This window comes from Pseudoalteromonas sp. DL-6 (assembly GCF_004328665.1).
Lineage (GTDB): Bacteria > Pseudomonadota > Gammaproteobacteria > Enterobacterales > Alteromonadaceae > Pseudoalteromonas.
In genome coordinates this window covers 197,383-220,199 of sequence record NZ_CP019771.1, presented here as the reverse complement: position 1 = coordinate 220,199, position 22,817 = coordinate 197,383, and the positions used below count along the sequence as shown (strand labels likewise).

Here is a 22,817-nt window from a genome sequence, read left to right as displayed (position 1 = left end):
AAGGGAATAAAGTAATGAACAGTGAGTTCGAACTATTAGCCATTATGTTGGCGCCTGTGGCAAGTATACTAAGTGTTTATTACTTGGTTTACATGATAAAAAATGTGGGAACGAGGTTAAATTAGTAGATGCATTTACCCTGTAAAGCAATCGATGTAACTAAAGCTGATCGACTTGAATAAAGCGCACGTAAATAAAGGCAGAGTGTTTGAAAGAAGTAGACTTTATGAAACGTGCGATTTTCCCATTACCTATATTTATACTACCTGAAGGCTATACGCGATTACGCATATTTGAGCCTCGTTATTTAACGATGGTAAAAAACGCATTAAAAACCAGTAGCGGTTTTGTTTTATGTACGTTTGAGCATGACACCCCTTTGAACATAAGTGCCCAAGGTTGCTTAATGGATGTGATTGACTTTGATCAAGACGAAAGCGGTATGCTATTGATTGATGTTTTTGCATCGAAAAGTGTACAAATAGATAACGTGTATCAAGATGAGCAGGAACTTCGCCACGGTGATGTATCCGCTTGCAACACACCGTATTGGTATAACAAAGATAACCACGAAATTGGTCAGCACCACCTTTTACAAGTGGCACTGGAAGAAGTCTTTGCAAATAACCCCGATTTGCAATCGCTGTACAAAACTACCAAATTTAATCAGCTCACGTGGATTGTTGCACGATGGCTTGAATTACTCCCCATTTCTATAGAGAAAAAACAACAACTTGCATTTGAGACTAACTTTGATAACTTGCTCAGTTTCCTCCATACTGTGATTAATAACGAATTTGCCTAAAATAATTATGATCCGCTTATAATCTTTGCTCGTAATGGTATCTACTAAAGCAATAACGGGACATTTTACTATGGTAAGTCAACAACAATCACTACGTTGTGAACCTAACACAGGTAAGTACGCTGCCATGCCAGAAACGCCAAGTACGGAACTCAGGGAAGCATTAGTTAATGTTGCTCAATCTCGCGATAAAAAATCATTCGCGTACTTGTTTGAGTATTTCGCACCAAAAATCAAACGCTTTGGCATAAAGCAGTTTGGTGTAGAAGCCCAAGCAATGGAATTAGTGCAAGAAACACTTACGTCAGTGTGGCGTAAAGCCCACCTGTATAATAGCGACAAGGGTGCGGCTACTACATGGGTTTACACAGTAATGCGTAATGCTTCTTTTGATATGCTTCGTAAAATGAAAAGTAACAAAGAAGAAAACATAAGCGAAGATATCTGGCCGTTATTGAACGAATCTGAAGATACAAACCACGAGTATAGTGACCACCTTGAAGATCAACAAATAAAGCGTTACCTAGATAAATTGCCACAAGCGCAAAGAGAAGTGGTACGCGGTGTTTATTTTCAAGATATGTCGCAAGAGCAGCTTGCTCAACAATTAAACATTCCAGTAGGCACGGTAAAATCACGATTACGTTTAGCCTTGCAGAAATTACGTAATGAAATGGGAGATCAGCATGATTAAACATCACCCGAGTGAAACACTACTGACACAATACTGTGCAGCAACACTTCCAGCATCACTTAGCCTTGCAGTATCAATACATGTTGATATGTGCCCTGTGTGCCAAGCAAAAGTTGAAAAACTTGAGGCAAGTAATGCGCATGCAGTTTTTAGTGACAATATGGATGTGACAACTGTTGAACAAACAGACGATATAATTGAATCAAGTTTACTTGATATGATCACTGCCGATGACTCGATTGATGAAGTATATTCTGTTGAACCGGTTAGTATTAGCGTTAACGAACATAACTACAGCTTACCGAGGGCTCTTACACGTATTTCGCATGGCAAATTTACTCAAGTGGGTAAGCTTGCGCGTTCTCGTATAGCGCTTGATGATGGTCATTTACGTTCAAGTTTGTTACATATAGATGCTGGTGGAGAAATTCCAGAGCATACGCATACTGGATTTGAGGTTACCCTACTTCTTGATGGTGAATTTACAGACGAAGAGGGTAGTTATGTGCCTGGTGATTTTATTTGGCAAGATGGCCGTCACCAACATACTCCCCTAACAAAAGAGGGATGTTTGTGCTTTACTGTTGTTAGCAGTGCGCTACATTTCAATAAAGGACTTAGCAAGTTACTTAATCCAATTGGTGGCTTGATCTATTAAGAGAATATATGCAAACAGATACAATAAAAATAGGCATTAGTGCCTGCTTAGCAGGCGAAAAGGTTAGATTTGACAGTGGTCATAAAAAATCCAATTTTTGTATGGAAGAGCTGGCCAAGCATGTTGAATATAAAATGTATTGTCCTGAGGTTGCTGTAGGTTTACCCATACCTCGCCCGACAATTCGTCAAGTAAGAACTGCTGATACTATTAAAGTGTGTCGACCAGATGGAACCGGTGATGTTGGCCCTCAACTGACAGAATATGGTAAAAAAATAGCCACAGAACAAGCAGGACATCTTAGCGGGTTCGTTTTTTGTGCAAAGAGTCCAAGCTGTGGCATGGAACGCGTCAAAATATACAATGAGGCAGGAACGGGTAACACGTCTGAGGGAATTGGTTTTTTTGCTGAACAGATTATGAAGCATAATCCTTTATTACCTTGTGAAGAAAATGGCCGCTTAAATGATGTTCATTTACGCGAGAACTTTGTAATGCGTGTTTATACGTTGCATAACTGGCAGCAACTCGTTAAAGAGCCTGTTACAGTTCATCGCCTTACTCAGTTTCATGCTCAATACAAATACTTGTTAATGGCTCATAACTATCAGGCTTACCGTGATTTAGGTCACTTACTTGGTACGTTTGTAGGTGATGACGTAAATGCACTCGCCGATGAGTACATTCTGGGTTTAATGACAGCGCTTAAACGACCTGCTTCAAGAAAAAATAATTCAAATACGCTAATGCATTTACAAGGATACTTCAAAAAAGATTTATCAAAAATCGAAAAAGAAGAAATGCGTGAAGCGATTGAAGAATATCGCCAGGGTTTAGTGCCGCTTTATGTACCACTGACTTTGCTTAAACACCATTTAAAGGTTCATCCAAATGAGTATTTAAGCAAGCAAATTTACTTTAACCCTTATCCTAATGAACTTAAGTTACGTTACGGTTTGTAATGAAAACACTATTTTGGTTTAGGCGCGATTTGCGCCTTTTTTCTAACGAAGCGCTTATTGAAGCGTTAAATAATGGTGCTAAACACGCCATTTTTTTTGTGTGCGAAAAACAATGGGCAGAGCATAATACCGCAGCCATTCAAATTGACTTACTTAAACGCAGAGTGAGTTATATTCGCGAAAAACTTGCCAAATACGGCGTTAATTTACATGTAATAAACGCTCCTCTTTTTGCCGATTGCCAAACTAAACTTCTCGATTTTTGTCAGCAGCATGAGATTAAACATATTATAGCCAATACTGAGTACGAGCTTAATGAGTTTAATAGGGACAAAGCGATTCGAGAACAGTGCGATCAACAGCAAATAACGTTTACTTTATACGAGGGTGAAATAATTGCTCCCGTAGGCAGTGTGCGTACTCAAAATAATGAAATGTATAAAGTATTTACACCGTTCAAACGCGCGTGGTTAAAGCAGTATCAAGATACACATTTTAGTTTATTGCAGTGGCCGTTATCTGAAGAGCCGATAGAAATCGAACCATGTGAGTTACTAAGTGGTGATGAAAGCTCAAAAAAATGGCCTGTCGACGATGAGACCTTATCAACCGTAGTTGATAATTTTATTCACGATAAATTAGCAAGTTATGATGATGTACGTGACATACCAAGCGTAAAAGGAACCTCGGGTTTAAGCCCCTACTTAGCCCTAGGGGTTGTTAGTAGTAAGCAATTAATGGTTAATATACAACAACATTATCCCGATATACTCACTACTTCTAAAAGTAAAACGTTTACCTGGGTTAACGAACTCATTTGGCGGGAATTCTATAAACATTTAATTGCCGAATTTCCTAAATTATCACGCGGTGCTAACTTTAACGAAAAGTACGATAGTGTGCGTTGGCGTGACAGTGACGCTGATTTTAAGCAATGGTGCGAAGGTCGCACGGGTTATCCGCTTGTTGATGCAGCTATGGAACAGCTTTTGCAAACAGGCTGGATGCATAATCGTTTGAGAATGGTGGTTGCAAGTTTTTTAACTAAACATCTACTGATTGATTGGCGTAAAGGCGAGCAGTTTTTTATGCAGCATCTTATTGATGGCGATTTAGCCTCAAACAATGGCGGCTGGCAATGGGCTGCAAGTACCGGATGTGACGCTCAACCTTATTTTAGAGTATTCAATCCTATCACCCAAAGTGAACGCTTTGATCCAAGTGGTGATTTTATTCGTAAATATCTGCCTGAATTAGAAAAAGTGCCAGATAAACACATTCATTTCCCACATACTTACTTAGCAGCAACGGGGCAAAATGAACACTGTTACTGGCCGGCAATTGTTGATCATAAAGCGGCACGAGCGAGGGCTTTAGCTGCATTTAAGGTGTGATATGGATAACCAATTATCAGTCGATAAATTTGTAGAAATATATCAAAAGCTTGATAAAGATAACCTGGACTTATTAACTGAAATTTACGCTCAAAACATTCACTTTATAGATCCGCTGCATGAGATTAATGGCCTTGAAGATTTAAGACATTATTTTTGTGGTTTATATAGTAATGTTAAGCATTGTCGATTTGACATAACCGATTCATTTACCAACGATAATAATGCATTTGTATACTGGACAATGCATTATTCTCACCCAAAACTTAATGCAGGTAATACAATTTCAGTGCAAGGGCACAGTAAACTCGTTTTCGAAGGTGAAAAAATTATTAATCACCGTGATTACTTTAACGCTGGAGAGCTTTTGTATAAGCATATTCCATTACTGGGCAACATTATTAATTTTATTGATAAAAGGGCTGGTTAATTATGATTACGCTTATTACAGGTGCAACATCAGGTATAGGTGAACAACTTGCAATAAAGTATGCTGAGCAGGGCGACACAGTCATTGCGTGTGGACGAAATACGCAAAAGCTCGCTGAACTTGCAAAACATAACAACATAGAAACCTGCCAATTTGATGCAACTAACTTGCAAGATATTAAAGCTGCGACCCTAGGTTACCCACAATTTGACCGTGTTATTCTTAACGCTGGTAATTGCGAGTATGTTGATGATGCTCGTAATTTTGATAGTGCCCTTTTTGAGCGTGTTATCAATGTTAACTTACTCTCTATGGGTTATTGCTTAGAAGCACTACTACCTAAAATAACATCAGGCGGCCAGTTAGTGATGGTTAGTTCGAGTGTTACTTACTTACCTTTACCTCGGTCAGAAGCTTATGGCGCATCAAAGGCGGGCGTGAGTTATTTAGCTAAAACCTTGGCAGTGGATTTAAATGATGTTGATGTAACACTAGTCCATCCTGGTTTTGTAAAAACCCCGCTTACTGATAAAAATGATTTTCCTATGCCTATGGCTGTTAGCGCTGAAAAAGCGGCTGATTACATTATAAAAGGCGTTAAAAAGCGTCGTAAAGAAGTTCATTTTCCGTATCGTTTCACACTTATATTAAAAGCATTGCGAATATTGCCACTTTCGCTTTGGCTTAAAATTGCAAAAGGATTAACCCGTTGAAAAAAATAGCAATAATTGGGACTGGCGTATCAGGTTTAACCTGCGGACACCTATTGCACAAGCATTATGATGTCACTCTATTTGAAAAGAATGATTATATTGGTGGCCACACTGCCACGGTAGATGTAAATCACAGTGGTATCAACTATGCGGTTGATACCGGTTTTATTGTATTTAACGATAGAACATATCCTTACTTTGAAAAGCTGCTTGAGCGCATCGGTGTAAAACGTAAACCAACACAAATGAGCTTTAGCGTTCACAACGAAGCTACGGGCTTTGAGTACAATGGGCATACATTTACAAGTTTGTTTGCTCAGCGTAGAAACATAGTTAGACCTAAGTTTTGGCGTTTGTTATACGATATCGTGCGTTTTAACAAACTGTGTAAGGCTTTGTATGAAAAAGACCAATACACTGAGCAATCACTCGGTGAGTTGCTAAAACAGCATCGCTTTAATGACTTCTTTAAATACCACTACATTTTGCCAATGGGTGCAGCTATTTGGTCTACTAGTATTAAAGAGATGGAAAACGTGGGCGTGGAATTTTTTGTAAAATTCTTTTTTAATCACGGTTTATTAGATATTACTAATCGTCCACAATGGTATGTTATTCCGGGTGGTTCTCGTGAATACATCAAACCTCTGATCGCCGGCTTTGCTGATAAAATACAACTAAACACTCACATAAAATCGGTTACCAGAGATGAGCAGGGTGCAACAATTACTTTTGCTGATGGTGAGCAAGCTGTGTTTGATAAAGTTATTTTCGCGTGTCATTCAGATCAAGCGTTAGCGTTACTTGGTGATGCCTGCGAGCAAGAAAGCAAAGTGTTGGGTGCTATCCCATACACAGAGAATTCGGTGGTGTTACATACAGATGTATCATTATTACCAGATAGGAAAGCTGCGTGGGCGAGTTGGAATTATTTACTAAATAATAATACCGACAAAGCCGCTGTGGTTACGTATCAAATGAACATACTGCAAGGGATAGAGTCTGATACCCAATTTTGTGTCACTTTAAATCACTTAGAAGGGATCAACCAAAGTAAGATTTTACGTGAATTTACCTATCACCACCCCGTGTTTAATCAACAGTCAATAGCTGCTCAACAACTGAAAAATACAGTTGATGGTCAAAACAATACCTATTTTTGTGGTGCCTATTGGTATAACGGCTTTCATGAAGATGGCGTACGCAGTGCCGTCGATGTTGCAAAGCAACTTGGAGTAGAGTTTGACTAATGCAGTGTATTTAGGCGATGTTAAGCATCGCCGTTTTGCTGTAAAACACCATGCGTTTAATTACCCACTTTATATGATGTGGGTTAATTTAAATAATACTCACGCGCTCAATGGCGTCCACAAACAGCTCGGTACTTCAGGATTTAAAGCATTAAAGTTTGAGCAATCTGATTATTTAAAGGGGTTACCCGATAGTCAACATCAGCCCATTATAGAGCGTGCCCATGCGCAGCTAGCCCAGCTAGGCGTAGATGAAAAATTTAGCCATGTATACCTGCTAGGGCAATTACGCTGCTTGGGCATTTATTTCAGTCCTGTAAACTTTTATTTCTTTGGTCATCAAGATAATGAATTTAGCTACATGGTTGCTGAGGTGAGTAATACTCCATGGAATGAGCGACATTACTACTTGGTTCCACTACAAAAAAAAGTGAACTTTAAGAAAGTATTTTCCGTATCACCTTTTATGAATCTAGATATGAACTATCATTGGACAGTACGTCAAAAGAAAGACAATATACTGATACGTATAGAAAATAAGCGCGATGAAGAACTGCTTTTTGACGCTTCATTAAGGTTGCAGCGCCAACCATTGTGCAATGTTCAAATGAGCAAGCTGTTGAAGCGATTTCCTGCGATGACATGGTCTATTTTTAGAGGTATTTACTATCAGGCATTTAAATTGTTTGTTAAAAAAGTCCCATTTTTAGGTCATTCAGGCAAATTTTAAATTTAATTTATGTTGTTTTATAAGTAATAACAATAATATAGGTAAGTATATGGAAAAGGTATCGAGCTTACGCGTTCAGGAACGCACCAGTTGGTTTACTAATTTATATAAAAAGTTAGTGTTTAAAGCGTTCTCGTCAATTGAAACGGGGCAGATAGTGTTGGTTGAGAATAATCAGCAGTCTGTATTTGGAGATGCGTCTTCAGAGCTGAAAGTTACTGTCACCGTTAACGACAATGCCATGTATAAAGCGTTCGCTCTTTCTGGTAGCGTGGGTGCGGGCGAGTCTTACATTTTAGGGCAATGGCAATGTGATAATTTAACCCGCTTAATCGAAATTTTTGCGATTAACCAAGATCAGTTAGATGCGTTTGAAAAGAAATTTGCGTTCTTTAGCAATATCGCCCACCGTATAAACCATATAAAAAACAAAAACTCTCATGCAGGTTCAAAAAAGAATATTGTTGCTCACTATGACTTAGGCAACGACTTATATGAGTCTTTCTTAAGTAAAGAAATGCTATATTCGAGCGCGGTCTACCCAAGCAAAGACGCCACTCTTGAACAAGCGCAGCAATACAAACTTCAACGTATATGCGAACAAGTTGAGTTACAGCAAGGTGACACAGTTATTGAAATTGGTACAGGGTGGGGGGCATTTGCCATTTATGCCGCAACTCATTATGACTGTCATGTAACCACCACCACTATTTCTGATGAACAACACGACTATGTTGCTAACAAAGTTAAACAGCTTGGACTCGAAAGCAAAATCACTTTGCTCAAACAAGACTACCGTCTATTGACTGGAAAATACGATAAGCTGGTCTCAATAGAGATGATTGAGGCAGTAGGTCATGACTACTTACCTAGCTTCTTTACCAAGTGTGGTGAGTTATTAAAAGATGACGGTGCCATGCTTATTCAAGCAATTACGATTAGCGATCAGCGTTATCAACATTACTTAAAAAATTCAGACTTTATACAACAGTATATTTTCCCTGGTGGGTGTTTGCCTTCGCTTAATGAAATGAGTGAACAAATTAAAAATAACACCGATATGAATATCCACACCATCAATGATATTGGTGCTCATTATGCCCGCACTCTTGCCGATTGGCGTGAGCGTTTTATTGCCAGCTGGCCAGAGCTTGATAGCGATAAGTTTGATGATCGTTTCTATCGCTTATGGCTATTTTACCTTGCCTATTGTGAGGGGGCATTCAGAACTCGAGCCACCAGTACTGTGCATTTAATGGCACGCAAACCCCGCTTTACGAGTAGTAATGATGAGATTGCACTCGCTTATTAACTTTGTGCTGTTTCAGGTAGTGTGGTTTATGTGCCTGCTACTTGAACAGGACTCATTAGTTTTTTCTGCTGTAGTCATAGCGTTGATGTTTTACTTATCAGCACAAAAAAAACAAGATGCTTTACTGGTTTTTAAAGCCCTGCCATTGGCTCTATTGTGTGAGTTTATTGCGGTTCAGTTAGGGCTATTTGAGTTTAAAGTTGATCCGTTTCCATTATGGCTGGTGTTTTTATGGATCGCATTAGTGCTGTGTATTAACACCTCAATGTCGTTTCTAACTAAGCTTAAACCGTGGCAAGCATTTTGTGTGTGTTTGTTATTCGCGCCAGGCAGTTATTGGGCTGGTTCGCGATTTGATGTACTAGAATTAGGGATGCCACTGTGGCAGTTTTGGCCACTTTACGGTGCTTTATGGGCTGCAACATTTACCCTTATTTTATTTATAAACGGTAAAATAGGCGCGTTTGTTAAGCAATAAAATGATACTGCTTGGAGGTAACGATGAAAACGCTTTTAAATTTACTTATGGTCTATGCTTTACTCAACTCTGTTGCTTACGCTGACACCCAATTTAATAAGGTGGGCGAAGCCCGCATGGAATATCTGTTTTGGGATGTTTATGATGCAACGCTTTACACACCCTCTGGTACTTATACTGCCAAGCAAACGCCTGTTAAATTTACCTTAACCTACTTGCGCGATTTTGACGCTAAAGACATTGTAAAAGCGACTAATGAACAGTGGCAACATTTAGGCAAACCTCAACTTTCAGCTCGCTATGCAGATAAATTACTCTCGATATGGCCAAATATTAAAAAAGGTGAATCGTTAACTTTATTAACTGATCAGCAAGGGCACAGCACTTTTTTTCATAACGATAACCAAATAGGCCGTATTGATGATGCCACGTTTGCTGAAGATTTTTTAGCTATTTGGTTAAGTGAAAATACCTCGGAACCATCAATTAGAAATCAACTACTAGGGATTTAATATGATTAATCTAAAACGCGTTAAAGTCGCCATGGTATTGGCTGTTAGTTTTTTTATTGCCAGTTGTTCAGCCCCAAGTGTTGAACATTACAAAGGTTCAGAACCAAATTTCGATTTTAAGACCTTCTTTAGTGGCGATTTGAAAGCCTATGGCGTTGTACAAGACTTTAAAGGTGAATTAACTCGTAAGCTTGTTGTGGATTTAAGCGCTACGTGGGATGGCAATAAGGGCACTATTGAAGAAGATTTTGTTTACGATGATGGGGAAACACAAAAACGTATCTGGAAAATAACCTTAAACGACGATAACACTTTAACTGGAACGGCCTCAGATGTTTTAGGAATAGCCACAGGTGAAAGTGACGGCAGTGTGTTTCATTGGAATTATAATGTAGAGATCCCTTACGATGGCAGTTCGTTGGAAGTTAATTTTGACGATTGGATGTACCTAGTAACAAATACCCGCTTGATAAACCGTACGTCTATTGTTAAGTTTGGTGTTGAGGTTGGGGAAGTGACCTTAGTAATAGAAAAGGTAGAGTGAGTCATTAAGGTGCAAAGCTGCACTAATAGTGTGCCTAAATTAAGCTTTTGTTAACTCAACTCGCTGTATTTTACAGTGAATTTTACTATTTTTACTAATTTTTTAGTATTTTAGATAAAAATCGTAATTTGCTGTTGCTAACTCTTCGAAAATGCATAAAGATAGGATTTGCGAAGGCAAAATAATAACGAATAGGAATCTAATAATGAACAAAGCTCAACTAGTTGAAAAAATCTCTACTGACGCAGAAATCTCTAAAGCAGCCGCTACACGTGCACTTGATGCATTCACAGGCGCTGTAACTTCTTCATTAAAAGAAGGCAACTCTGTTGCATTAGTTGGTTTTGGTACTTTTTCAGTTAAAGAACGTGCTGCACGCACGGGTCGTAACCCACAAACGGGTGCAGAAATCCAAATTTCAGCAGCGACTATTCCAAGCTTTAAACCAGGTAAAGGTCTTAAAGACCAAGTAAATCTATAATTATAGGTTTATAAAATATAATAAAAGGGCTATTTAGCCCTTTTTTTTTGTTGTAAATTTAACGCTTATTTAGCTTTAAGCGCCTTATCTCCTCGGCCAATGCCGACTGCGCCTGAGCGGACTACTTCAATAATGTCGGTCTCGTGGCGTAAGGTATCTAAGAACGACTCTATTTTATCGGTGCTACTTACCAATTGTAGGCTGTAACTTTGACGACCCATATCTAAAATAGCCCCTTGAAATACATCAACAACACGAGTTACTGCCGCACGAGTCGCTTCGTCTTTGGCAAATACTTTTACTAATAGTAGTTCACGCTCTATATGACTCATGTCGGTTAAATCAATAACTTTAAGTACATCGACCAGCTTGTTTACTTGCTTTGTTATTTGTTCAACAATTCTGTCATCGCCCTTAGTGGTTACCGTAATGCGAGAAAGTGATTCATCGTCTGTGGTACCCACTGTTAAGCTATCAATATTGTAGGCTCGCTGAGAAAATAGTCCCACTATACGTGATAACGCACCGGGTTCATTTTCTAATAATATAGATAATATACGACGCATTATGCCTTCACTCCTTTTCTTAACCACATCTCATCTATGCCACCGTGCTTAATTTGCATCGGATAAACATGTTCTTTTTCGTCTACTAAAATATCTAAAAATACCAATCTATCGGTGATCGACATGGCTTTGTCTATCGCTGGTTGTAACTCATCAAGGGTGTTTACTCTGATACCCACATGGCCATAGCTTTCAACAAGCTTTACAAAATCAGGCAAAGATTCCATATACGATGAAGAGTGTCTGCCGCCATAAATCATGTCTTGCCATTGTCTTACCATCCCCAGTGAGCGGTTATTTAAGGAGATCACCTTTACTGCTAAGTTATACTGTAAACAGGTTGATAGCTCTTGAATGTTCATTTGTATAGAGCCGTCGCCAGTTACACATAAAGACTCTTTGTCAGGAAAAGCCAGTTTAACGCCCATTGCTGCAGGTAAACCAAAGCCCATAGTGCCTAGGCCGCCTGAGTTGATCCATTGACGAGGGTGTTTAAATGGGTAATACTGCGCGGCAAACATTTGGTGTTGCCCAACATCAGAGCTGACATAAGCATCTCCGTTGGTCGCTTCATATATTGCCTCTATAACTGCCTGAGGTTTTATTTTGTCACCATCGCTATTGTAACTAAGGCATTTTTGTTCACGCCAGCTGATCACTTGTCGCCACCAATCTTCTTGTGCACTGCGATCAATTTTAATTGGGCTGTTATCTATGGCAGTTTGTAATTGCTCAAGTACCGTTGCCAAACAGCCAACAACAGGAATATGTGATTTAATGGTTTTAGAAATAGAGGTTGGATCAACATCTACATGCACAATAGTGGCATTTGGACAGAATTTTTGAACATTATTAGTAACCCGATCATCGAATCGTGCGCCAAGTGCTAAAATAACATCGGCATTGGCCATGGCTTTATTGGCTTCTAATGTACCGTGCATACCCAACATACCAATAAAGTTAGGGTGAACGCCCGATATACCGCCCAGCCCCATTAACGTGTTGGTAATAGGGGCATTAAGTGATTCGACTAAATGAGTTAGTTGCTCTGAGGTGTTTGAAAGCACAATACCGCCACCAGAATAGATAACCAGTTTCTTCGCTTCTAAAATAGCAGTAACAGCTTTACGAATTTGTTTAGAGTGACCCTTGGTATTAGGGTTATAGGTTCTAAGTTCGGTTGCTGGCGGGAAGTTGTAAGCAAAAGTCAGTTCTGGGTTAAGCATGTCTTTAGGAAGTTCTACTACCACCGGGCCTGGGCGGCCAGTGCTGGCAATATAAAAGGCTTTGGCAAGAATATTAGGTATTTCAATAGCGCTTCTACAATTAAAGCTATGCTTTACAATGGGGCGAGAGCAGCCAACAATATCGGTTTCTTGAAACGCGTCATCGCCAATAAGATTTGTTGGCACTTGACCTGATAATACCACCATAGGAATTGAATCCATATACGCAGTTGCTATGCCTGTTACACAGTTTGTTGCACCGGGACCTGATGTAGCAAGTACAACACCTACTTCACCGGTTGCTCTTGCGTAGCCATCAGCCATGTGTGTGGCCGCTTGTTCATGGCGTACTAAAATGTGTTCAATATCGTCCTGCTGAAATAGTGCATCGTATAAATCTAATACTGAGCCACCGGGGTAACCAAATATATACTTAACCTTAAGCTCTTTTAATGACTTAACAACTAATTCAGAGCCATTATATTCTTGTTTACTCATCCTCATTCCTCTGTTGATTACATGCAAAAAAAAACCCCCGCGTAGTGCGAGGGTTTTAAAAAGCAATTTTCACCTTTTAATACATCCCCGCTGGGCTTATCACTAAGACCAGTACGAGTAAGACTAATAGACGAAATTGTGTGTTCATGGTGTTTTTGCTCTTTAAAATAAAATATTGTTTAAATGACAATTTTTGTATGTGGTTATTTTTAAGGCTTTTGTGCACACATGTCAACCCATTAAACTGATTTTTGGATTAAAAATTCATTTTTAAATGTTTTTTAATCTAATAATCTATTTAATGTGAGTTATTTTCACTTTATAAGCAGAAATTATGCAGTTTTGCGTGTTCACTTAGGGTTGGGGATGGTCAGAGGGAAATTTAAATGCTGTGTTTCTGGCATAAAAAAAGCCAGCATTAGCTGGCTTTTTAATTTAACAGTACTAATTACAGACGGTCAATTACTGATTGTGTGAAATCAGTAGTACCGTGGCTGCCGCCTAAATCGCGGGTAGTACGGTCGCCTGATTTAATTACATCAGCAACAGCGCTACGAATACGTTCAGCTGTATCGCCCATGTTTAAATGCTCTAGCATTTGAATAGAGGCTAAAATCACTGACGTAGGATTTGCAAGGTTTTTACCAGCAATATCAGGTGCACTACCGTGAACAGCTTCAAAAATAGCAGCATCTTCACCAATGTTTGCTCCTGGTGCCATGCCTAAACCGCCTACTAAGCCAGCACATAAGTCAGATAAAATATCGCCAAATAAGTTCGTTGTAACGATAACGTCAAACTCTTCAGGAGTCATTACAAGTTTCATACATGTTGCATCAACAATCATTTCAGTTGATTCAATTTCTGGGTAACGCTCAGCCACTTCACGCGCTACTTTTAAGAATAAACCAGACGTTGATTTTAAAATGTTTGCTTTGTGTACAGCCGTTACTTTTTTACGGCCTTCACGTACAGCTAGTTCGTATGCGAATGTTACAATTTTTTCTGCGCCTTCGCGAGTGATCACAGATTTTGCTTCAGCTTCGGTGCCATCTTCAGATACAACTTGGCCTGCACCTGAATACATACCTTGCGTGTTTTCACGAATAGTGATGATATCAATATCGTCGTAACGTGCTTTAGTACCGGCAAACGATTTAACCGGACGTACATTGGCGTATAGACCAAATTGCTTACGAAGTGTTACGTTGATAGATGTAAAACCTTCGCCTACTGGCGTGGTTAAAGGACCTTTTAAGGTGATTTTATTCTTAGCAATTGTGTCAATTGTTTCTTGTGGAAGCAATTCGCCTGTTTTCTCAAGCGCAGCAAGGCCAGCGTCAACAAATTCATAATCAAAATCGCATCCTGCGGCTTTTAGTATTTCAAGTGCTGAGTCGATAATGCTTGGGCCGATGCCGTCGCCTTTGATCACTGTTATGGTTTGTTTGGCCATGAACTTTTCCTTTAAAGATTTGGATACACACATAAATAAAAATACTCAACAGAGTTTAGACTACTTATATGACAGGGGTACTAAATTTTAGCCGGCATTTATACCAATTTATCTCTCATTTTGCCAGTTTATAGTATGAATACAGGGTATAACTTTAAGTTATAGTGGTAATAAGTCAGCTAAATACTATTGTGTAACCCTAAGCGCAGCAGCGATTGATTAAAATCGGCTTCACTTTGCCAACCATGGCGACTAAGTTGTTGATTCAATATTTGCTGTTGCCATGCTGTTAATGGCAGGTTAGGTTGAAGTATACGCTGTGCCACTACCTTTAATGCCGCCCATAATTGACCGGCATCATTAAGCTGCTTTTTAGGGAGTTGCTCAGCATTTAATAAAGCCGATGCCCACGGATCGCCACTAAGTAATTCGTTAAGCTCGTTATTTAAATGAGGAGCATCTATTTTGTTTACACCAAAAAATGCACTAAACGGTGTATCGAGCGATTTACTCGGTGTTTTGTCAATGGTGATTTTTCTAGAAACATCTGCGCTGTAATGTATCAACACATAATATAAGTAAGCATATAAGCTTAAACTAACACGCTCACCTTGAACGCGAGGATTATGTTTTACTAGTAGCTCTAAAATATTTACTAAACAACTAATACGGGTGCATAAAAAGGCATGTAAAGGATGAGCAATACTATTTACCAATTGTTGAAACACTACCCCTTGAATAATAGCCGGTGCTTTATCGTAACCTACCATAGATAAACTATGTCTTAAATCTTTAGCAGGTAATAGCTCTTTGTTGTAGTGCTTTACTGCTAAGCATACTGACTTTATAACGTCAGGGTAGGGGGTAAGTAAGGTGTTCAAAGCTTTAAAGCTGTATTCTTTTTGCGTTTTTATTTGTTTAACTAATTGGTACAAGGGTGCTTGTGCAGAGTGTACATTGTGTGGAATATTAACATGTTCACTGTCCCATACTTTTAAAAATAAGCGGTTATCATTGCATTCCCATGCTTTTGAGTCATCCATTAAGGACGCTTTAATACGATACCATGCCATTTTAGTATTGGCGTTATTAACTATAATATGTCGGCCTTGCGTATCCGTGGCTAAATAAACCATAGCTTGGTCGGCATACACGACTTGGCTGCCAGGTACATATTGTCCAACGTGTGCAACTAGCGCTTTTAATAACGTTTGTGCAAATGAGTTGGGAGTTCTTATATATAAATCAGCGACCGCTTTATAAAAATTTATGTGCTGTTGTTTTTCATTACAAGTAACGTTAAGTGCTAATATATTAGCTAAAGAAACCAACACACTGGCACCGTCATAAAGCATAATTTTAGGTGTATCTAATAATGCGTGTTTGTATTTGCCTAATTTTGCCAAAATATGAGCAATTTGGTGCGCGGGTTGTTTAGCCGTTAATAATACTTTGGCTGCAAGTTTATGGCGTAACTGCCACATTTTTTTATCGGCTTCGTTAAACGTTTGCTGTTGAGCTAACTTATTTAATTGTTTGGCAACACAAAGGTGTTCAACTAATGAGGCACTAATATAAAGCTCGGTTAAATCGTTGTCGTAGTTTTGACTACTACACAAAGCACAGGTTAATACACATTGGTTAACCACTAAATTGGTTGCGTAACTATAATGTGTTTTATATAAATTTAACTGAGCTTGCAAGGCCGCTGGGTTTTGTTTGTATAATGCAGCGTATTGCTCTGAAAGCTTACACACAAGAGGGTAGAAGGTATGCCACTGACTTTTATTGTTATGGGAGCTTAAAAGCAGTTGCGTGCTTTCGAATAGCTTTTTTAGTTTACCCGACAGTGGAGCTTCCATTAAATCTTCCCATCATTATGCTCAAGGTATTTTTCATAAGCACTTGGGCCCCACATTATTAATTGGCCATTTTTAAATAATAACCCAGTACATTCATCCATGGTGGTGATACCGTCTGAGGTTTTGTGTTGAGTACGATAAAAAACCACCTGCCATACTTGCTCGCCATCACGCTTAGCATAGGTTAAATCTGGGCTACCTAAATATTCAAGCACATCATTTAGCGTAAAGGTATCTTCTAAACGCAATTTTTCGATATAGCGTTTATTAAAAGCTTCTCTGTCTTGCCAAATCATAGCTTGTGGATCGTCTTTATAGAACATAATAACTGACGTAGCTATTAGAGCGTATAATCCTAATCCTAATATTAAATACCTAATAAACTTTTTAAACATTGCCAACCCAGACCAAAATAGCTATCGCTAGTATACGTATTGCAAGTGTACAGTGCTATTAACTTGCGACTAATTAAGCCTTAACTGCTTTAAACTAAAGCCTAAATGGATATCTGTACGCAAACTCACCAATTGCTTAGAAATAACAAACATATCCATATCTTCATTAAGCTTTTTTTGTAGCCGCGTATTTAACGATTCATCATTTAGCGCTTCTTCAATAGAGCTATATTGATTAACCAATTGCTGCGCGGATTTAACACCAATACCTTTAACACCAGGAATGTCATTGGTTTTATCGCCTGCGAGTGCCCAAAAGTCGATGAGTTTATGCTGCTCAACGGCGAAGCGCTCTTGAATGTGTTCTTCATTGAGGTGTTGCTTTTTAAAGTAATCGTATACTTCAATATGCTCATTTAAATGAGGTAAAAAGCCTTTATCAGTAGAGACAATGGTATTATTTATCTGATTATTAGCCGCTTTATGCGCTAAAGTCGCAATAATATCGTCAGCTTCATCGTTAGTCGGTTCAAATACCACTATACCGGTTTCTTCAATGGCCGCTTTAAAATGGGGTAACGCGTTTTTTAAGGTCTCTGGCATGGGGGCACGGGAATGTTTGTAGTCTTTATAAAAGTGGTAACGCCAGCTTTTGTCACCATCAAAAACCGCAATTGCATGGGTTGCATTAGTGGTCGTTAAAAGTTTTTTGCATGCATGTGCAACCCGTGCACAGCAGGCTTTTAGCATGTGCTCGTCGCTGTGATGGCTTTGGTTTGCATCAACAGCATAAATGCGCCTAATTAAATTAAGCGCATCAATAAGGAGTAAATGGGGATTCAATTATAAACTCACGCTTTTATTGTATAACAAGGAATATACTTACTTCCGGGAAGTTTCATTCTACCTTGTTCTACAAATGCTTGTAAAAGCTTGTCCATTGCTTTCATTAAGTCAGGCTCACCACTTAGCACATAGGGGCCATGCTCTTTAATTGCATTTAAGCCTTCTTCTTTTACGTTACCGGCAACAATTCCCGAAAACGCACGGCGTAAATTAGCGGCGAGCTGTTGTTTGGGTTGATCAAGGTGCAAATCAAGTGACGCCATGGCTTCATGAGTTGGATAAAAAGGTTGCTGAAAATCATTTTCTATTTTCAAGGTCCAGTTAAAGTAATAGGCATCGCCTTGGCTTTTACGGTATTCGCGAACCCCGTTCATGGCTGATTTAAGCTTTTGGCTAACTAATTGAGGGTCATCAATTATCACTTCAAACTTACTCAGCGCAGCATCACCTAAAGTCAATTGAATAAACTTACACAGTTCTTCAAAGTAAGCTTTGCTGTGTTTAGGGCCTGTTAAAATAACCGGTAAACACTGTTTGTCATTTTCAGGGTGTAATAAAATACCTAATAAATAAAGTAACTCTTCGGCTGTACCTGCGCCACCTGGAAAAATAATAATAGCGTGTGCGGTGCGAACAAATGCCTCAAGTCGTTTTTCAATGTCGGGTAAAATCACCAGCTCATTTACAATTGGGTTGGGTGGCTCTGCCGCTATAATACTGGGCTCAGTTAAACCTAAATAACGATTATTGGTAATACGTTGCTTTGCATGGCCAATGGTCGCGCCTTTCATTGGGCCTTTCATTGCACCTGGGCCACAACCGGTACAAATATTTAAGCCACGCAAACCTAGTTCATAGCCAACTTGCTTGGTGTATTTATATTCTACTTCGTTAATAGAGTGCCCACCCCAACATACAATCATGTTAGGTTCGCTATTTACCTTAAGTGCGTCGGCATTTCTGAGCATATCAAAAACCATGTGGGTAATGGCTTTAGTTTCTTGGAGGTTCTTTTCATACTTTTGGCAAATAAACAAAATATCGCGAATAACCGAAAATATGTGCTCATGAATGCCTGTTACTATGTGGCCATCAACAAAGGCCGTTTGCGGAGGATTTTCTAACTCAATTTTTATACCGCGTTCACGGCTAACCAAACGTATATCAAAATCTTTGTGTTTATCGTAAATATCGTTACTTACGTCGGTGTGGCTGCCTACATTAAGCACGGCCAATACACAGTTTCTAAATAGTCTGTAGCGTTCGCTGTTTGATGATTGCTCGAGTAAGTCTACTTCTAGCTGCGACAATAAATCTAATACCCCCGTAGGGTTTAATTGTATTAGCATCGACATTCTCCTTGAAACTTCTTGGGTAAATTTACTGCGTAGTTATGCTTTTTACTCAAAGGTAAAAGTGCATAACACTATTTACTAATACACAGACGATCCCGGCCTGAGTTTTTAGCATCGTATAGAGCTTCATCGGCTCTATCAAACGCTTTTAGAGGGGTGTCACCCACTTTAAATTGGGTTGCACCCAATGAAACGGTAATTTGAATTTGCTGGTCTTTAAATTTAAACGGGATCTTTTTAATCGACTGCCTCAATTTATTAAGGTGTTCAGTTGCACTATCAAGTGAAGTTCGCGGCATTAATAATACAAACTCTTCGCCGCCATAACGAGCAATAAAGTCAGTTTGTCTAATTGATTTTTGTAATGCTTTTGCAATCACTTGTAGGGTAATGTCGCCCGCTGTGTGGCCAAAGCGATCATTAATTGATTTAAAGTGGTCAACATCAACAACCACTAAGGTTATGTCTGAAGGTTGCTCATTAAATAAGTTAATTTCGTAATTGTAGCGCTCATCAAAGGCAGCCCGGTTAGGTAGTTTTGTTAGGCTGTCGAGTAAACTTTTAAAGCGTTGTTCATTTAAACGTTTTTTATAATTACTAACTTTGCTTTCTAGGCTACTGATCCTATCGTTTATTTGTGCAAAGTTAGCTACCAAAATTTGCCTGTCTTTTTGCTCAAGCTTTTCTTTTTCAATTATATCTTCGCTGAGCGAGCGCAGCTCATTTTCAACTAACTTTTTTAAAGAGGTAATTGATGTGGCGCTTTTGGTCTGAGAATTAAGGTTTTTAAGCTTAGTGCCAATGCGTTGGTTTATTGACTCAAATTCAACATTCATCGACTCCGAATGTTCACTGGTCGATACCAATGAGCGATGTAGCTCTTCAAGCGTTTGGTTTAAAGAGGTTAAAAAGCTTTGCGCTGATTCACGTTCAACTTGGATGCTTTGTACAATAAGTACAATTACATCAATTGCTGCATCAAGTAGCTGATCAACCGCTCTATTTTTAGCAATACGTTTTTTAATTAAATACAGCGCTTCGTTTGCTTTTTCTTCAAGCACTAACTCGCTGACTAACTTAAACAGCTTGTCAGTAAGAATGGTTAAATTAGGCGGCTCAAAGGTGGTATTACTTTTAGCAATTAAGGCTTGATGATAAAAAATAATTAGCTGGTTTAATACGGGTATAAAACCATGTACCGATTGAATATCGTCTAGCTCGTTATCGAGCAAATGGCGAAGCGTTCTGCGCGTATCGTCAGGCAAACCTTTAGTTTGTTGTAATTGTTTGCCTGCATTTTGAACGCTGGTAAAAAGGTCACGTTGATGTGCGAGTTGAATGGCTTCTTGGTTTTTTAGCAAGGCTAAAATATCATCTACCAAAGGCGAAAAGTCCTCAAAACTCATGCCTTTGTTGAGTGCACTGCGGAACTTGGCCAGACGGTTATCAAGCTCAGTATCAAGTCCCTTACAGCTTAAAGATAACTTAGCTGCAAAGTTAGAAAGCGTACTCACTTGATGTTGACGCGCACTTTCTATTACTTTTCTACTGTCGATTGCTTGTTTTAATTTTTGTTCCACTGTATTGGAGCTCCTAGACACCTACACACCATCATTTTAGTACCGTTATTGTTTTAGTTTACAACAAAAACATATTAATAGTAGGGATGAGATCAAAAACTTAATGTTTTTAATAACAAAATACGAACGATCTTGAATATAAGTGCATTTATCGCTTTTAATTCACTTTTAAAAAGGGTCTTGTTAATCTTGGTACAACAATACCTTATATAAAAAAGAGCCTTCATGAAAAAGCTACTTGCCTTATCAATTTTAGCTGCCTGTTCAGCACCGGTAATTGCCGACGTTAATTACGCTTTAAACATCTCCCAGCCAGAACATCACCTAGGTGATGTAAATGTAGAATTCCCTAAAACGGCGCAATCTTATTTAGATGTAAAACTGCCAGCATGGCGCACTGGCCGCTATGAAATTTTAAATCTTGCTAATGGTGTACGTTATTTTAAAGCCAGCGATGATGAAGGTAATGCACTAAAGTGGGAAAAAATAGATCACAGCACATGGCGTGTTCATTTAAACGAGCCAACTCAAGTTAATGTTGATTACCAAGTGTATGCTAATGAGCTAGGTAAGCGCGCTCGTCATATTGACGACAGCCATGCCTTTGTTGATGCTTCAGGCTTTTTTATGTTTAGCGAATCATTTCGCCAAGAGCCAGTTACGGTTGAATTAAACGTACCTAAAGCATGGCGCTCGGTGTCGGGTATGGAAAACTATAAAAACAAACACAGCTTTAAAGCCAGCGACTACGACGTGCTTGTTGATTCACCAATAGAAACCGGTATTAACGAGCTACGTACTTTTGAAGTTGATGGCCGAGAGTACGAACTAGTGGTGTGGGGCGAAGGTAATTACGACATAGAACTGATGCTATCCGATTTAAAAAAGCTAGTAGCAACGGGCAATGTAATCTGGGACAACTACCCGTATGAGCGCTATGTATTTATGGTACATGCTACATCGGGCGCGGGCGGAGCAACCGAACACTTAAATTCAACCATTATTCAACGCCCACGCGATCGTTTTGCTAAACGTGAAGATTACTTAGCTTTTATAAGCACAGCGGCACATGAATTTATTCATACTTGGAATGTAAAAGCGTACCGTCCTAAAGGGCTTGCGCCATACGACTACACCAATATTAATTATTCAAAACTGCTGTGGATTGCCGAAGGCTCTACTAGTTATTTTGAAGACCATTTATTAGTGCGCTCAGGTATTCAAACCACCGATGAGTTTTTTAATAACTTTAGTAAAACCATTAATCGCCACCTCACAACCCCAGGGCGTGAAGTGCAAAGTGCTAGCGAAACCAGCTTTGATAAATGGATAAATCAAGGTGGTGATCATGCTCGTAACTATGGCACTAATATCTACCTTGAAGGCTCGTTATTGTCGATGGCGTTAGATATCGACCTACTAGAAAAAAGCCAAGGTAAAATAAGCTATAAAAATGTACATAACGAACTTTATAAGCAGCATAAGCTACCAGCGGGTTTTACTGAGCAAGACGTATTAGCTATTTTAAAGCAGCTAACAGGGCGTGATTACAGCAATTGGTGGCAAACAAATGTTAGCTCACCAGCTAGCCTAGATTTTGATGCACTGCTAGCAAAAGTAGGTTTGAGCTTCGAGCTACCTGAAAAAGCCAAGGCCACACCAAGCTTAGATGCATTTACTAAAAATACTGGCGAGTTACTAACGCTTACCCATGTGCGCCGCGATGGTGCTGCATGGCAGGGCGGCTTAACCACCGACGATAAACTCGTCGCTATTAACAAAAAGCATGTAGGGAAAGACTTAACCGCGAGCCTAGAAACCTTTAAAGCAGGGGACAAGGTAACTGTTGATTTTATTCGCCGTGATGCATTAATGACGACTGAGCTTGTGTTATCTGAAGATTTCGACAAACCTAAAAAAGTAGTCGCTAATAAAAATGCTACTGCTGAGCAAAAAGCGCTGTTTAAAGCATGGATGGGTGTAGCGCATCCAAATGATGTGAAAAAAGACGACTAACATCGTTTATCATTTTGTTTAAAAAGGAGCTTAGGCTCCTTTTTTTATGCTATT

23 protein-coding genes are annotated in these 22,817 nt (G+C 39.1%); 15 read left to right on the top strand and 8 right to left on the bottom strand.

Annotation, left to right across the window (positions count from 1 at the left end; translation table 11 throughout):
- Positions 1–226: 226 nt before the first annotated feature.
- The 14 genes from B1F84_RS16085 (at position 227) to B1F84_RS16020 (ending at position 10,963) form a co-directional block, all read left to right on the top strand.
- Positions 227–805: an LON peptidase substrate-binding domain-containing protein gene (locus B1F84_RS16085; RefSeq protein ID WP_036933580.1), complete on the top strand. Its 579-nt coding sequence runs from the start codon at positions 227–229 to the stop codon at positions 803–805.
- A gap of 70 nt (positions 806–875) precedes the next feature.
- On the top strand, positions 876–1,499 hold the full coding sequence (locus tag B1F84_RS16080) for a sigma-70 family RNA polymerase sigma factor (protein WP_008112542.1): 624 nt from the start codon (positions 876–878) through the stop codon (positions 1,497–1,499).
- The gene (locus tag B1F84_RS16075; protein ID WP_008112543.1) at positions 1,492–2,157 is read left to right on the top strand and encodes a ChrR family anti-sigma-E factor; all 666 of its coding nucleotides are present in this window, start codon (positions 1,492–1,494) and stop codon (positions 2,155–2,157) included. The genes B1F84_RS16080 and B1F84_RS16075 overlap by 8 nt, the downstream gene beginning before the upstream one ends.
- Positions 2,158–2,165: 8 nt before the next feature.
- Positions 2,166–3,119 carry a DUF523 and DUF1722 domain-containing protein gene (locus tag B1F84_RS16070; RefSeq protein ID WP_131692063.1) on the top strand — a complete coding sequence of 318 codons (954 nt, stop codon included), beginning with the start codon at positions 2,166–2,168 and terminating at the stop codon, positions 3,117–3,119.
- Complete coding sequence (gene phrB / locus B1F84_RS16065; RefSeq protein ID WP_131692062.1) at positions 3,119–4,513, top strand: deoxyribodipyrimidine photo-lyase; 1,395 nt, start codon at positions 3,119–3,121, stop codon at positions 4,511–4,513. The genes B1F84_RS16070 and phrB overlap by 1 nt, the downstream gene beginning before the upstream one ends.
- A 1-nt stretch (position 4,514) precedes the next feature.
- The gene (locus B1F84_RS16060; RefSeq protein WP_008466632.1) at positions 4,515–4,943 is read left to right on the top strand and encodes a nuclear transport factor 2 family protein; all 429 of its coding nucleotides are present in this window, start codon (positions 4,515–4,517) and stop codon (positions 4,941–4,943) included.
- Positions 4,944–4,945: 2 nt separating this feature from the next.
- Positions 4,946–5,656: an SDR family NAD(P)-dependent oxidoreductase gene (locus tag B1F84_RS16055; protein WP_075170210.1), complete on the top strand. Its 711-nt coding sequence runs from the start codon at positions 4,946–4,948 to the stop codon at positions 5,654–5,656.
- A complete protein-coding gene (locus B1F84_RS16050) occupies positions 5,653–6,906 on the top strand; it encodes an FAD-dependent oxidoreductase (protein WP_131692061.1) in 1,254 nt (417 codons plus the stop codon). Before B1F84_RS16055 ends, B1F84_RS16050 begins: the two co-directional genes overlap by 4 nt.
- Positions 6,899–7,636, top strand: a complete 738-nt coding sequence (locus B1F84_RS16045) for a DUF1365 domain-containing protein (protein ID WP_131692060.1) — start codon at positions 6,899–6,901, stop codon at positions 7,634–7,636. The genes B1F84_RS16050 and B1F84_RS16045 overlap by 8 nt, the downstream gene beginning before the upstream one ends.
- Before the next feature lie 49 nt (positions 7,637–7,685).
- A complete protein-coding gene (locus B1F84_RS16040; RefSeq protein WP_008112553.1) occupies positions 7,686–8,948 on the top strand; it encodes a cyclopropane-fatty-acyl-phospholipid synthase family protein in 1,263 nt (420 codons plus the stop codon).
- Complete coding sequence (locus B1F84_RS16035; RefSeq protein WP_131692311.1) at positions 8,926–9,426, top strand: DUF2878 domain-containing protein; 501 nt, start codon at positions 8,926–8,928, stop codon at positions 9,424–9,426. Before B1F84_RS16040 ends, B1F84_RS16035 begins: the two co-directional genes overlap by 23 nt.
- Positions 9,427–9,449: 23 nt before the next feature.
- Entirely contained in the window at positions 9,450–9,938 is a 489-nt protein-coding gene (locus tag B1F84_RS16030) for a chalcone isomerase family protein (protein ID WP_076919738.1), read from the top strand.
- A 1-nt stretch (position 9,939) separates the two neighbouring features.
- Positions 9,940–10,482 (top strand): DUF3833 domain-containing protein, encoded by a 543-nt coding sequence (locus B1F84_RS16025; protein WP_008466623.1) that lies wholly within the window; start codon positions 9,940–9,942, stop codon positions 10,480–10,482.
- 205 nt (positions 10,483–10,687) lie between these two features.
- Entirely contained in the window at positions 10,688–10,963 is a 276-nt protein-coding gene (locus B1F84_RS16020) for an HU family DNA-binding protein (protein ID WP_008112559.1), read from the top strand.
- A 65-nt stretch (positions 10,964–11,028) separates the two neighbouring features.
- Here B1F84_RS16020 and ilvN read toward each other — a convergent pair whose 3' ends face one another.
- From ilvN to B1F84_RS15980, 8 genes are all read right to left on the bottom strand, one after another.
- Positions 11,029–11,529 carry an acetolactate synthase small subunit gene (gene ilvN, locus B1F84_RS16015; protein WP_008112561.1) on the bottom strand — a complete coding sequence of 167 codons (501 nt, stop codon included), beginning with the start codon at positions 11,527–11,529 and terminating at the stop codon, positions 11,029–11,031.
- The gene (locus tag B1F84_RS16010) at positions 11,529–13,253 is read right to left on the bottom strand and encodes an acetolactate synthase 3 large subunit (protein ID WP_131692059.1); all 1,725 of its coding nucleotides are present in this window, start codon (positions 13,251–13,253) and stop codon (positions 11,529–11,531) included. The genes ilvN and B1F84_RS16010 overlap by 1 nt, the downstream gene beginning before the upstream one ends.
- A gap of 448 nt (positions 13,254–13,701) precedes the next feature.
- Positions 13,702–14,709, bottom strand: a complete 1,008-nt coding sequence (locus tag B1F84_RS16005) for an isocitrate dehydrogenase (RefSeq protein WP_008112567.1) — start codon at positions 14,707–14,709, stop codon at positions 13,702–13,704.
- Positions 14,710–14,888: 179 nt separating this feature from the next.
- Positions 14,889–16,571: a hypothetical protein gene (locus B1F84_RS16000; protein ID WP_131692058.1), complete on the bottom strand. Its 1,683-nt coding sequence runs from the start codon at positions 16,569–16,571 to the stop codon at positions 14,889–14,891.
- Positions 16,571–16,966, bottom strand: coding sequence for a DUF3192 domain-containing protein (locus tag B1F84_RS15995; protein WP_131692057.1), 396 nt, complete (start codon positions 16,964–16,966; stop codon positions 16,571–16,573). The genes B1F84_RS16000 and B1F84_RS15995 overlap by 1 nt, the downstream gene beginning before the upstream one ends.
- A 69-nt stretch (positions 16,967–17,035) precedes the next feature.
- Positions 17,036–17,809 carry a flap endonuclease Xni gene (gene xni, locus B1F84_RS15990; protein WP_131692056.1) on the bottom strand — a complete coding sequence of 258 codons (774 nt, stop codon included), beginning with the start codon at positions 17,807–17,809 and terminating at the stop codon, positions 17,036–17,038.
- A gap of 8 nt (positions 17,810–17,817) precedes the next feature.
- A complete protein-coding gene (gene ppnN, locus B1F84_RS15985; protein WP_076919734.1) occupies positions 17,818–19,161 on the bottom strand; it encodes a nucleotide 5'-monophosphate nucleosidase PpnN in 1,344 nt (447 codons plus the stop codon).
- 77 nt (positions 19,162–19,238) lie between these two features.
- Positions 19,239–20,747 carry a GGDEF domain-containing protein gene (locus tag B1F84_RS15980; RefSeq protein ID WP_131692055.1) on the bottom strand — a complete coding sequence of 503 codons (1,509 nt, stop codon included), beginning with the start codon at positions 20,745–20,747 and terminating at the stop codon, positions 19,239–19,241.
- Between the two features lie 225 nt (positions 20,748–20,972).
- Here B1F84_RS15980 and B1F84_RS15975 point away from each other — a divergent pair, with 225 nt between their 5' ends.
- Positions 20,973–22,763 carry a PDZ domain-containing protein gene (locus tag B1F84_RS15975; protein ID WP_131692054.1) on the top strand — a complete coding sequence of 597 codons (1,791 nt, stop codon included), beginning with the start codon at positions 20,973–20,975 and terminating at the stop codon, positions 22,761–22,763.
- The last annotated feature ends 54 nt before the right edge of the window (positions 22,764–22,817 follow it).

What these genes read in the sequence shown, in the direction of transcription:
- B1F84_RS16035 (WP_131692311.1), top strand. Translation starts at nt 8,926, where the DNA reads ATGAGATTGCACTCGCTTATTAACTTTGTGCTGTTTCAGGTAGTGTGG.
- ilvN (WP_008112561.1), bottom strand. Translation starts at nt 11,529, where the DNA reads ATGCGTCGTATATTATCTATATTATTAGAAAATGAACCCGGTGCGTTA.
- B1F84_RS16005 (WP_008112567.1), bottom strand. Translation starts at nt 14,709, where the DNA reads ATGGCCAAACAAACCATAACAGTGATCAAAGGCGACGGCATCGGCCCA.
- B1F84_RS16030 (WP_076919738.1), top strand. Translation starts at nt 9,450, where the DNA reads ATGAAAACGCTTTTAAATTTACTTATGGTCTATGCTTTACTCAACTCT.
- B1F84_RS16055 (WP_075170210.1), top strand. Translation starts at nt 4,946, where the DNA reads ATGATTACGCTTATTACAGGTGCAACATCAGGTATAGGTGAACAACTT.
- B1F84_RS15975 (WP_131692054.1), top strand. Translation starts at nt 20,973, where the DNA reads ATGAAAAAGCTACTTGCCTTATCAATTTTAGCTGCCTGTTCAGCACCG.
- B1F84_RS16075 (WP_008112543.1), top strand. Translation starts at nt 1,492, where the DNA reads ATGATTAAACATCACCCGAGTGAAACACTACTGACACAATACTGTGCA.
- B1F84_RS16060 (WP_008466632.1), top strand. Translation starts at nt 4,515, where the DNA reads ATGGATAACCAATTATCAGTCGATAAATTTGTAGAAATATATCAAAAG.
- B1F84_RS16025 (WP_008466623.1), top strand. Translation starts at nt 9,940, where the DNA reads ATGATTAATCTAAAACGCGTTAAAGTCGCCATGGTATTGGCTGTTAGT.
- B1F84_RS16070 (WP_131692063.1), top strand. Translation starts at nt 2,166, where the DNA reads ATGCAAACAGATACAATAAAAATAGGCATTAGTGCCTGCTTAGCAGGC.
- B1F84_RS16000 (WP_131692058.1), bottom strand. Translation starts at nt 16,571, where the DNA reads ATGGAAGCTCCACTGTCGGGTAAACTAAAAAAGCTATTCGAAAGCACG.
- B1F84_RS16040 (WP_008112553.1), top strand. Translation starts at nt 7,686, where the DNA reads ATGGAAAAGGTATCGAGCTTACGCGTTCAGGAACGCACCAGTTGGTTT.
- B1F84_RS16020 (WP_008112559.1), top strand. Translation starts at nt 10,688, where the DNA reads ATGAACAAAGCTCAACTAGTTGAAAAAATCTCTACTGACGCAGAAATC.
- B1F84_RS16080 (WP_008112542.1), top strand. Translation starts at nt 876, where the DNA reads ATGGTAAGTCAACAACAATCACTACGTTGTGAACCTAACACAGGTAAG.
- B1F84_RS15995 (WP_131692057.1), bottom strand. Translation starts at nt 16,966, where the DNA reads ATGTTTAAAAAGTTTATTAGGTATTTAATATTAGGATTAGGATTATAC.
- phrB (WP_131692062.1), top strand. Translation starts at nt 3,119, where the DNA reads ATGAAAACACTATTTTGGTTTAGGCGCGATTTGCGCCTTTTTTCTAAC.
- ppnN (WP_076919734.1), bottom strand. Translation starts at nt 19,161, where the DNA reads ATGCTAATACAATTAAACCCTACGGGGGTATTAGATTTATTGTCGCAG.
- B1F84_RS16010 (WP_131692059.1), bottom strand. Translation starts at nt 13,253, where the DNA reads ATGAGTAAACAAGAATATAATGGCTCTGAATTAGTTGTTAAGTCATTA.
- B1F84_RS16085 (WP_036933580.1), top strand. Translation starts at nt 227, where the DNA reads ATGAAACGTGCGATTTTCCCATTACCTATATTTATACTACCTGAAGGC.